Here is a 10,679-nt window from a genome sequence, read left to right as displayed (position 1 = left end):
GGTTTGCTCTGATCGAGAATCAGGCACAATTGTGTAGTTATGCTGGCTATGATGTAATTGAAAACCAATCGGGAAAACGGGTAGGTATGGGTCGGATCAGTAAAAAAGGCAATGCCCATATTCGACGTGTGTTGCATTTACCTTCTTTTTCAGTGGTCAAATACGAGAGAAGATTTACCGTTTTCTATCAGCGTATTTTTGAAAGAAGTTATCTGAAGATGAAAGCTTATGTAGCGGTTCAACGCAAATTGCTTTGTGTGATCTATGCCTTGTGGAAAAAAGAAGAACTGTTTCAGGCTCAGCTTGATACCACTCAGCTTAATACCACTCAGACCAGTTCCACTCAGGCTAGTTTGGTTCAGTAGAAATAAGAGTAAATACTCACAAGCCTATTGCGCTAAAAAGGTTGTAGCTACTACAGTGGGTAGCTACGCAAGATGAACGACCTGCTAAACAGGACCTGTTCTCTTTGAGAGTGTAAAGATAAGAATAGCTTAAAATAATTATAACATTTTTGTTGACTTTACAGACAGTACCTTTTGATTTACTAGAAAACAGCCCGCAGTCAACTGTGCAACAAGAGATGGGTGTTCATCTGGAGGCATTTGCTGAATTTGTAGAAGACGAATCTTCCCGGATTGTTCTTTATGAAGGTGATATCACTTTGCGCTATCTGGCAGTGAAAGATGACATTGTGATCGTAAATGGTAACCTGACTGTTACAGGTATTCTGGAAGATTGTCTGGAAGTGAATATCTCACTTTTACTGGTTCTGGGAAATGTCACCACAACCCATCTCTTTACCTTTTCGCAGATTTGTATTGCTGGCAACCTTACTGTTTCCAATGCTATTGTGGCAGATTCTACCTGTGATTACAGCCTGGATGTTGAAGGAGATCTTAAGGCTCACCTGATTATCGAATCGGGGCATTGGTTTGATATAAAAGGTAATATCATGGCTGACTATATATATGGGTGGCACTCTTCAAAAGAACGAAAAGGCCTTCTGGAACCTAACCTGACAGAAGAAGATTTTATGGAGGAAATTAACGATGATGGTAGACTGGAACTGGGTACAGTTATACAATACTTAATGAAAAACCAACCTGTTCTCCGAAACGTAATCTGAGAAACCTAAGCCCGGATATGAATCCATTTGAAACAATTGATCCAAAGGATAAACTTACTGAAAACGCAAAGAGCATCCATTATGGAAGGCATGAACTACTCTTTGAACAAATCTTTCCTTTCAGAGAGCCATTGTATGGACAACTGGTACTAAAACTCAAACATCCACATAGGGTGGAACCAGTCTTGGCACTTTACAAAAAAATGCCTGACTCTGTACAGTATCTAATCAAAGTTTACAGGCAAAACACATAATAGGTTACATCACATTGTAGATAGTGCCTGTCATCTTGCAAGCACTATCTGCAAACATATGAATGCTACTTATTGTTCTTATGCAAGTTGTCGGGCTTTCTGGAAAGATAGCTTTGCTTTTATTTTTCTCAGTCCGGCGGCTACCCTGGGTTGCCAACGCATTACTTTAAGTTCAAAAGCATGGTAAGAGAGTGCAGAAACCAGAATAACTAATGCAGTACTAAGCACATAGAGTACCAGGTTTTCCACTATCCCCAACGGATTTATCAGAAAGCTTCCCCGTAAGAGATGGAGAACAAATCCAATTACCAGAAAGTGGTACATATAAATGCCATAGGAGATTTTGCCCAGGTAATTAAGTACATTCCCCTCCAGAAGCTTTGTCAATGCTGATTCGGGTTTTAATGCAACGTTCAGAATACATACTAAAAAGAGCACAGAAAATACACTATGACTAAGAGGAAATGCGATGGTACTAACCATAAGAAGTAGAATAGCTATACCTGTCACAATTTGAACCAGCGGATGAAGTAGCAAAGTAAGAATTCGTTGTTTATTTGAAAATACAAGCCAGGCACCTAATCCCCCTACTGCCATTGAATCAATACGAGTAAGTTTGAAAACCATAATAGCCGAATTGAGATTTCCTGGTGGAAGTTTAGGCAGAGCTATAGAAGCAATTACATAAATAAACAGATAGACAACAAAGAAGATACTAATGTTGCGGATAGGTTTAGAGGTACGTAAAAATAGCAGTGGCCATACGGCATAAAATTGCTCCTCAACCCCTATAGACCAGGTTTGTACCAGATAGGGAGTAAAGCCATATAGTGCAAATACTGCATTGGGAAAAATAGTCAGAAAGAAAAATACATTCCGGGCAGATACTTCGGTGCTAACATGCGGAATATCCATCCATGAAATCTGAGGTATGATAACCAGTCCTAACAATAACAGAAAATAATACAATGGCCAGATACGTGTCATGCGTTTGGAGTAAAAATCCATCAAAGAAACCGTTCCTGTTGTACTCTTTTCCTGTAATAAAAGATAAGTAATCAGAAATCCACTTAAAACAAAGAAAAAGTTGACCGCAGTCGCTCCCATATACCTGACACCTGGTACATCCCGCCAGTTGTCATACCCAAATAATTTCTTCATCTCTTCCAGATGGGAAATCAGTACGACAAAAGCGGCAATGAAGCGAAGGCCTGTTAAACCCGGAAAATAAGTTTTTTTTAAAGAATAGTTCATAGTAATAACTAACAAGTAGTGTGACGGATTACAGAAAGGTTATTGTATGGATGAGATTTGTGATTTCGAATCTTTATAGGCAATACAGATCCATGCACCAGTATAGTAGCCTGGTGAGAATTGGGTGTCTGTAACTAAGCATTAAATTGATTTGACTATCTGGAAGGAGAACCAAACAAGACAAGAAAGTTACCTTCAATCAGAAGTTGGAATTAAACAAGCGTTATCTGATTAAAACCCTTGATATTTACATTCTCCGTATACCAATCAAGCCCTGAATAGTTGGGCTGGTCTTTTCCTCAGATGAGATTACATAATAGTTGTTCTATAGGAGAGAGGGTTTCTCATAAAAGCTGGCTTTTAGATTATTAAAAGTTACATTGAAATCTTACTGTAAAGATCCTCAAAGTCGAATTGAAAAAAAAAGTGATTATATACCCTTAATTACGCAGATTTTACTACTCCTTTTGGAGTATATTTATTTTTACAAATACTGCTTATCAGAACATTATACTCTATAAGCGACAAGTGTATTACATTGACATAAAATATATTATTTCATAGGAAACCTATGTGTTAACAGGTAACCAGGTGCTCTTTTGAAACATGTTTACATATTTTGAATTTTTATCGAACTGAAATACTCAAAAGAATAGGTAAGAGAGAAGAACTTTCTGAGAGAATATGAAGAAATGAAAGGGAGACCAGCCGGGCAATAAGTACTGAAAAAAATAACTCATTGAAAGGTAATTATAATAGCTAAGCTGTGAATATAGATCAAAAATGCTGTCATATAATCCCTTTTTCTATGGCTTTTGTAATCATTTCGGAGGTGTTGTTTGCCTGCAATTTACGCATCATATTTCTTCTGTGCGTTTTAACTGTTAGTTCTGAAATCTGCAAAGCTTCCGCAATAGTAGCACTGGTCTTACCTCGTGCAATCAATTTCAAAATCTCTTCCTCTCGTTTGGAGAGAAGATTGTTTTCCTTTTCAAATAAGGTAAATCGGGGAAAAACCTTTTTACCTGTACAAACTGTGAGTAGTGAACCTATCAATGCTTGTGTTTCCATTGACTTGTTCAGATAGGCATCTGCACCCAGCAGATAAGCTTCCTGAATGTAGGCTTGCTCTTCATGCATAGTCAACAAAGCAATTTTGACCTGCTGATTATACAGTTTAACTCGTTTGATAATATCCAATCCATTAATGAGTGGCATCTCTATATCCATAATCAATAGATCAACTTCCCATTCCTGAACTTTTTCTAAAAGACTGGCTCCATTATAAAACTTTTGCAATACATGAAATTGTCCTGATTGGGTGAGGATACGGTCAATCCCTTCACAAAATAGATTGTGATCATCGACAAGATAGGTTCTAATCATGGAGATTTACTAAAATAGGTATGTCAATCATGTACGAAACGCCAAGGTGGCTTGACTCAAATTGAATCGTTCCTTGAATAGCTCGTATTCTGGATTCGATGTTACCGAGCCCAAATCCCTGTTGTTTTTGTATTGAAGAATTTTCGTCTGTCAAAATACCAGTGCCATCATCTTCATAGACCAGATTAAGCAGGTCCTCAAACAGATTCAGATGAATAGTAATCTTCTCAGCTTGTGAGTGTTTAACAGAATTAGCAAGCAGTTCCTGGATTACCCTGAAGACTTGAATATTTATTGCGGGTGTATAGGTTTGTGTACCATATACTGTAAGATCAATTTTGATAGGAGTTGCCTTGTTTAATCTATCTACATACTCTTTCACAACACTTGTAAGGCCATATCGGTCAAGCCCAGCAGGGGTAAGAGCATAAATTATAGCTTTCAGTTCCTCAATAGTATACTGAAACTGCTCTTCAATCTGACTGGCAACAGAATCATCTTTTGATTGGGTAAACTGTCGCACCAGTAAACGAATAGCACTCAATGTAGTACTTACTCCATCATGTAATTCTTTTGCAATCCTGTTTCTCTCTTTTTCCTGTGTCTCAATCTCTACCTGAATCAGCTTCTGCTGGTGAGTATTGATTGTCTTCAGATACAAATGCCTCTGTTTGTAAATCAGTAGTCGATTATAGTAATATATATAAATCAATAGTAGTGACAAAGCAAAAGCACTCAGCCAAACATACCACCGTTGCCACCAGGGTGGATGTATATGGATAGGCAAAGGAATAAAAACATTCTGCCAGTGAATATTATCTATGGACGATTCAATTTCCAGATAGTATTCTCCAGGAGCAAGAGAAGTTAGTTGAATACTTCGATCTGGAGAAGAAATCCAACGACTCTTTCCATCAAGCCGATAACGGGTTAATATAGTTTGATTCGTAAAAGATATATACCCAAAATCCAGTTTAATATTATTTTCAGTATAGGGCAGATCAATTTCTGAATGTTGGGAATCTGCGTGTAAAGAAACAGAATGGTTGTTGACCTGAAGCTGTTTGAGATAGAATGGAGGAAATGTGGCTTTTTTATGAGTAAATGTATAAGGAATAACAGAGATACCTCCATCTGAAAATGCCCACACACTTTGAGGAGTCTCTGCAAAAAAGGCAATTCTATTACTTGGTAAGCCATTAGATTGTGTAATGTTGTTAAATGTAAAATTGCCCTTTAACAACGATGAAATATCCATGGTAATTATCCCTTTTTCTGTACCAAGCCAGAGCAGAGATTTTGCTTTTAGAACAGCATAAATATTGTTGGCAATAAAAGAGTGATTCACGTCAAACTGCCTATAGTTCCAGCTTTTCTTATCAACCAACAGGAAACCACTCCCTACTGTACCCAGTAAAAGAACAGAATCGTTTAAAGAGGTTACATTGATTATCTTAAAACCAGCTAATTGGGGTGGAGCAGAAACAAGAGATAATCCTGTGGTATATACGTGCAGCCCCAGTCGCGGTAAAAGATATAACAACGTATCATCTGCAATGATTTTTCGGTAACTATGCCCTACATTCTGAAAAAAAAGACAATTTCCCTGTTGGTCAAACTGAGTAATGCGAACAAAGCCAGTAGCCCAGACATTATCTTTGCGGTCTTTGGTCAAACCTGCCACATAAACATCATAGATCTTTTTATAGTGTAAGACAGAGTCTATCAAAAATGTTGATTGTAATGTAGAGGCCCATACCTTAGCATTTGTATAAAATAGATTGTTTATGTAGGTTCCCAACGGTTGCTGCCATCGTATGTTACCGGACATAGGATCGTATGCAGACAGTATACCAGTTTGATTACCAGTCAGAATTACCTGTGGTGTGGAAAGCACAGCCGTTGTTTTGGATTCATCTGTATAGGGAATATAAGAGATGTCCAGATTGGGAATATAATATACTCCTTTTTCTAGGGAAGAAAACCAGAAGCCTCCCTCATGGTCTTGTAGTATCTTCGTCACTGATCGAGTAGATAAATAAGCAATACTCCAAAGCTTTTTGAACATGGTATCTTCGACTCGTGTCACCCCTTTATCCCTGTATCCAATCCATAGATAATCCGTCTTGTCTACAGATAAGGTTAGAATATTGCCTTTTCCTGTAAAAACATGACTAAGTGATTTACCGTCAAAGACAAATAGCATACTATCAATAGCCAGGTATAACTTTCCTTTCCAAAATTGAACACAATGTATCTTTTGCTCTTGTACATCAGAAGTTAAATGTATGGGAAATCGTTGCGAGTTGATTTTAACAAAACGCATCCTGATATTATCCGAAGCCACTAAAAAACAGTTCTTTTCAATAACTTTATAGGTAAGATCAGCTTTATCAACAGGTTCTTTGAAAATGTTTCCAACTGAATCCACTTTTCCAAAAAACTTCTCAGCAGAAAACCACAACTGGTTATCTTTACTATAAATAGCAGTTAACAAATTTCTCTGAAGCAGAGCAGTCAATTTGTTATTCCATTGATAAGGCCGGATGATCTCTTTTTCATAATAAAAGAGTTGTCCGGAGAAAGTTCGAAACCATATTCTTTTTTGGTCATCTTCAAAAAAGCCAAAAACAACAGGGTCTTTAAGTCCCTCCTGAATATGAAAATTCTGCATTTGTTTTCCGTCAAACTTTGCCACTCCATTATCTGTTGCAAACCAAATAAAACCCTTGCTATCCTGAAATACTTCATATACTTCTGAGCTGGGCAATCCTTCGGACACAGAAATAGCATGCCCGGCAAATGACTGTGCCAGACAACTGCAAACAATCAGCCACATCCATAGTAGAGAAAAAACTTTTACCATTTGAACAAACAGTGAGAGGAATCAGGTAAAAGGAGTTTCAGAAAAGTAATCATAATGAAATAAAAAGAGGTACTACTGGCAATCCGTTCTGACAAATGCTTATATATTCTGACACAAGGCTCTATTAATACGGTTACCTATAAAAAATAAACATGCTCTGTCAATCTTTTTTTATCAAGCCTTTCCACTTGAATGTACAAATCTGTTCCTGTTCTTTGGAAAATGAATGCCATACATAGCTTATAAAAGAAGGTCGCTCATTGTTTTTTAAGATGACCATGAGTAGAAAATGTAAATGTAACGTGTAATAAGTAGGAAAATCTTTTTGCTTATATCCTACATGCGTAGCTGTAAGTTTTTGATATAAAATCATATTCTTAACAGATTTTATATGGTTAGCTTTAAGCCACAACTATCTGAACTTAATGGCAACTTATTTTAATACGATTATCATTCGTTCACAGCCCTTTGCTGATGCGAGTAGTGTTCTCAAAGCGTTTAATCCTGCTTCCTGGTCGTTGGAGTATACCACTCAGAGAATTTGTGAGCAGGATATTGAATACAATTCAGCAATCAACCAACATGGAGTTTCGATTGGGTTCTGGAAAGATTTTACCATACTGTGTGGAGACCGGATCAGGCAATTGCTGCTTGATTCCTTTCGTGAAGGACATTTGTCTGAGGCGGCACGAAGAAAATGGGAAAGCTGGTTTCCCAATGCAGATATGATCCTGGTATTTGGCAATGATACTGCAATGGACTTTCTGGTTGTTAAGATTAATGCGTGGAAAGTCATTCGATATAAGTATGTTCACAGATCAAAGATTCTTGTTGACAAAGGTGATATATTACCTGAAGAGCAAGATTGTTATGATAATTCTACTCCTGATCTGGATATTCGTACTTTGAAAGAATATAAACAGGGGATTGTAGACACCAATGTAGGTTTGAATCTGATTGAATCATTTTGTGGGGAAATGCCAGATTTCGATAATTTTCGTATGAACGTAGGGATAAATGAAGACTTTGGAATCAGTCAGATCCAGACAATCAATGAATCGATGGGTACTGAAGCGGAATGTCTTGAAATGATTATTAACCGGATTAATCAGCCCTTTAGTGACTTAAAACTCAAAATAAGAAAGTATAAGGAGATTGGAAAAGACAATGATTATATGAATTTCTGGAAGCAGCCAGGAGTGATTCTACGAAAAACCAGTAACCTTCAGATTATACTTTCACCTGTTATTCTATGTAGTTATGCCGTTCGTATTGAAATAAAGCTAAAGATACAAGTTGCTGAGCCAACAATAATACAGACACAATTTGCTTATACAAATGGCGAGTTTTCGTGTATGTGTTATCGATCATCTGAACTGAAAACCCGTACAGAACTGGACAAAGCAATGAGTCAGCTGGATACAGTATTAAGCCAGCTTTGTATACCTGTTTTTGAAAGTACCGCAGAAAATGTCTTTGAGGTATTGGGACAAAAGTTTGCCACAGTCGAATATGTTTCCCATTTGATTGAACAAATAGAGCAGATTCGTATTAGACTGGGTTTTCCGGTTCCCTCAGCAGTACGCTTCAAAACCATACAGGATATTGTACAGTTGGGAAAAGCAACAAATAGCCCTCACCTGACGCAGCTAAAACAGAAAGTATATACTTATTTACTTTCTTATAGAGAAAAGATAGACTTACCCGATAATAAATATTTAACACCAAACAGTTACAAAGTACTTCTGGCTGAATTTTCGGAATAACTATGATGAACAGCTTTCTTGGAAAATAAAGACTGGACAAATTATCATCAATTTTTCCTGCCTCTGGTATAAGTGCCCAGTATCTAAGTAATAACCCAATGGAATTACGGAAAGAAATCGAACCACAATTTAACATAGCCGAAGACAGATATTCACATGTTCTCAGGCTTATTATCAACTACGCAGATTATTGTGAGCAAACAGGTGATGAACAGTCGGTTGAATACAAAAAGCTGGAAGAGAACCTGTACCTCATTTCTGGAAAGGATATGTCAGCATTTAATCTTTGGGAATGGTGGGAAGAAGAAGGTGCCGAAAATCTGGCATTTGACATTTGCTTGCCAGACCCTGACAAAATAAATGATTTAACCAAACAGGAACTTACAGAAATTGTCAGACGTCTTACAAAGTTTGAACTGCCAGATGAAAATGAAAATAGTTTTAAAGCTATTTTTTACTTGCGAACTACTACAACTGGTGGATATTTTGACAACCTTCTCAAGCTAAATTTTAAAACCTATAATCAAAAGTTATTTCAGCTTCAGAAAAATAAGGACGGAAATTACTTTGAATATACATTAGAAGAGATTGTAGAAAAGCTCTGGAATAATGGAGATCGCTGACAAATGTAAACATTTTGCTTTAGCTAAATCAAATTACTACTTTTCCGGACACTGAAAATGCCTAAAGTTAACAAGCCTATACCCAACCACATCCAAAAACTTATTCCAAATAATACCGGATAGAGAAAACTATTTGCTTTTGTATTAAATATTGGAAGAATAAGCAGCAGCCCATGAAGTATAAATCCTGAAATCCATAGCCATACACCCCGGTAAAACCAGTTTGTAACTCCCTCCAATAGTTTTTTAGCTGACAGATAGCCAAGTAGAAAGCAACTGACCACACCAATAAATACCACATGCAAGTAGGCAATCACAACGGATCTGTATTGGTAGGCCAGCATAGCCATAGAGGGCAATACTGAGATAAGTTGTAAAATGAGTTTTACTATAAAGGCAATCAGAGCGATTATCCAAACACCAGAAAGGAAGGATACTCGACCAGAGAAAAATCCCTGTTGCTGCCAGTGAGTTAACAAAGGATATAACGAGCGAAAAAAATATACCATTCCCCAAAGTTGCACTATAGCTCCTGCTCCTCCTACAAGATACACCCATATAGGTGGTTGTATCCACAAGGCAGATAAGGCAAATGTTGGAATGCAGGCTAGTGTGGTCAACATCAAGAAGCGATTGGCATCCGAACGGCGAAACGGAAGGTTGTTTTGTTCAAGCCAGCGAAAAAATAAACCTATACAAACAAAGATAAACCATCCGTTGTATTGAAAGTGTAGATAGAAATAGATAGCCAGGTTATAAAGATAAGTACCTGCCAATCCCTTAGCTTTAATGATACCCAGCAAAAAAGGCCCAATTGATGAAAGAACCATATAAAATAAACCCCATCGTATCCAGTAAAAAGAAATATGTTCCTTGAATGATTTGGCATCGGTGAGTAGCCATATAGCAAACAAATAACTTCCAAACATATGCAGGGCGGAGAAGGCAATAGAAACCGGACCATAGCCTTGAACAGGAAAGCTAATAAGCATTCCCAGTACCATTAACTGAAACCCTATGAATAACTTCCGATAACGGGACACTCTTGTCTGATCTACAAAGGCATCAATGAGAGTTACATATAAAATATTAAAAATCCAGCCAAGAAACATCACATGGGAATGTGTATGCAACCAGAACGAGTATTGGAAATTCTCCGGAACTGTTATGGGTTGAAGAAACCCAAGTTGCATGTAACGTAGAAAAACACCTATTCCTGCAGCAAGCAACAACCAGCAGAATGAGATTTGCAGGCCCCACTTGAGAAAAAGTGCTTTATAGTCTTTTTGCATAGATTATTCCAATTACTACAATGCTGCGGAATAACCTGACATTGTAGCTTCATGACCGTTTGAATATTTTTTAGAGGTAGTCTAACCAATTTTTGGCCTTTATTCTAAA

9 protein-coding genes are annotated in these 10,679 nt (G+C 37.3%); 5 read left to right on the top strand and 4 right to left on the bottom strand.

What is annotated here, in order from left to right:
• From QNI15_RS36270 to QNI15_RS36260, 3 genes are all read left to right on the top strand, one after another.
• On the top strand, nucleotides 1–365 hold a 365-nt coding region (locus QNI15_RS36270), incomplete at its 5' end, for a transposase (RefSeq protein WP_314036846.1).
• A 206-nt stretch (nucleotides 366–571) separates the two neighbouring features.
• On the top strand, nucleotides 572–1,129 hold the full coding sequence (locus tag QNI15_RS36265) for a hypothetical protein (RefSeq protein WP_314036844.1): 558 nt from the start codon (nucleotides 572–574) through the stop codon (nucleotides 1,127–1,129).
• 17 nt (nucleotides 1,130–1,146) lie between these two features.
• Entirely contained in the window at nucleotides 1,147–1,383 is a 237-nt protein-coding gene (locus QNI15_RS36260) for a hypothetical protein (RefSeq protein ID WP_314036842.1), read from the top strand.
• A gap of 78 nt (nucleotides 1,384–1,461) precedes the next feature.
• Here the strand turns inward: QNI15_RS36260 and QNI15_RS36255 are convergent, their stop codons facing one another.
• The 3 genes from QNI15_RS36255 to QNI15_RS36245 all read right to left on the bottom strand — a co-directional run bounded on the left by QNI15_RS36255 (nucleotide 1,462) and on the right by QNI15_RS36245 (nucleotide 6,889).
• Entirely contained in the window at nucleotides 1,462–2,637 is a 1,176-nt protein-coding gene (locus tag QNI15_RS36255) for an acyltransferase family protein (RefSeq protein ID WP_314036840.1), read from the bottom strand.
• A gap of 789 nt (nucleotides 2,638–3,426) precedes the next feature.
• Nucleotides 3,427–4,023, bottom strand: coding sequence for a response regulator transcription factor (locus QNI15_RS36250; RefSeq protein ID WP_314004676.1), 597 nt, complete (start codon nucleotides 4,021–4,023; stop codon nucleotides 3,427–3,429).
• The gene (locus QNI15_RS36245; RefSeq protein ID WP_314036838.1) at nucleotides 4,016–6,889 is read right to left on the bottom strand and encodes a sensor histidine kinase; all 2,874 of its coding nucleotides are present in this window, start codon (nucleotides 6,887–6,889) and stop codon (nucleotides 4,016–4,018) included. Before QNI15_RS36245 ends, QNI15_RS36250 begins: the two co-directional genes overlap by 8 nt.
• 425 nt (nucleotides 6,890–7,314) lie before the next feature.
• Between QNI15_RS36245 and QNI15_RS36240 the strand changes: the two genes are divergently transcribed.
• Together QNI15_RS36240 and QNI15_RS36235 are read left to right on the top strand one after the other, a co-directional pair.
• On the top strand, nucleotides 7,315–8,655 hold the full coding sequence (locus tag QNI15_RS36240; protein WP_314036836.1) for a hypothetical protein: 1,341 nt from the start codon (nucleotides 7,315–7,317) through the stop codon (nucleotides 8,653–8,655).
• A gap of 98 nt (nucleotides 8,656–8,753) precedes the next feature.
• Complete coding sequence (locus tag QNI15_RS36235; RefSeq protein WP_314036834.1) at nucleotides 8,754–9,278, top strand: hypothetical protein; 525 nt, start codon at nucleotides 8,754–8,756, stop codon at nucleotides 9,276–9,278.
• A gap of 23 nt (nucleotides 9,279–9,301) precedes the next feature.
• Here the strand turns inward: QNI15_RS36235 and QNI15_RS36230 are convergent, their stop codons facing one another.
• A complete protein-coding gene (locus QNI15_RS36230) occupies nucleotides 9,302–10,570 on the bottom strand; it encodes a hypothetical protein (RefSeq protein WP_314036832.1) in 1,269 nt (422 codons plus the stop codon).
• Nucleotides 10,571–10,679 lie beyond the last annotated feature (109 nt).

It is taken from the genome of Xanthocytophaga flava, from assembly GCF_030068545.1.
In the GTDB taxonomy this organism is placed as follows: Bacteria; Bacteroidota; Bacteroidia; order Cytophagales; family 172606-1; genus Xanthocytophaga; species Xanthocytophaga flava.
The sequence above is the reverse complement of the archived record's forward strand: the minus strand, read 5'-3'. Positions and strand labels throughout refer to the sequence as shown.